Origin of the sequence: Streptomyces milbemycinicus (assembly GCF_002154605.1) — a bacterium.
Taxonomy (GTDB): Bacteria; Actinomycetota; Actinomycetes; order Streptomycetales; family Streptomycetaceae; genus Streptomyces; species Streptomyces milbemycinicus.
The window spans coordinates 1-571 of the sequence record NZ_MUNE01001221.1; the positions used below are offsets into that span (position 1 = coordinate 1).

At 73.1% G+C, this 571-nt stretch carries 1 pseudogene; it reads right to left on the reverse strand.

The annotated features are described in order from the left end of the window. Nucleotides 1-571 (reverse strand): annotated as a pseudogene (locus CCN51_RS52230) (pyruvate carboxylase); the annotation flags it as partial.

A 571-nucleotide genomic window follows, 5' to 3' on the forward strand; every position in this document is an offset into this window, starting at 1 on the left:
GCCAGCCGCCGGGCGGGGTGCCCAGCTCGCCGCGGAGAAAGCCGATGACCGAGTCGGGGATGTCGTACTTGTTCGGCTCGGCCTCGAAGTCCTCCGGCGCCACGCCGGCCCCGACCAGATGCAGCGCGAGGTCGCCGACCACCTTCGACGAGGGGGTGACCTTCACCAGGTGGCCGAGCATCCGGTCGGCGGCGGCGTACACCGCCTCGACCTCCTCGAAGCGGTCGCCGAGGCCGAGCGCGATGGCCTGGGTGCGCAGATTGGACAGCTGTCCGCCGGGGATCTCGTGGTGGTAGACGCGTCCCGTCGGCGAGGCCNNCAGGTCGCCGACGGCCTGGAGATCGAGCCCGGTGGGCCGGTCGGAGTAGTCGGTGGCGGCCACGATCGCCGACAGCGACGGCTGGCTGGTGGTGCCCGCCATGGAGGCCACCGCCCCGTCCACCGCGTCCGCACCGGACTGGATCGCCGCGAGATAGGTGGCGAGCTGGCCACCGGCGGTGTCATGGGTGTGCAGGTGCACCGGCAGGTCGAACTCCCGGCGCAGCGCGGACACCAGCTTGGCCGCGGCCGG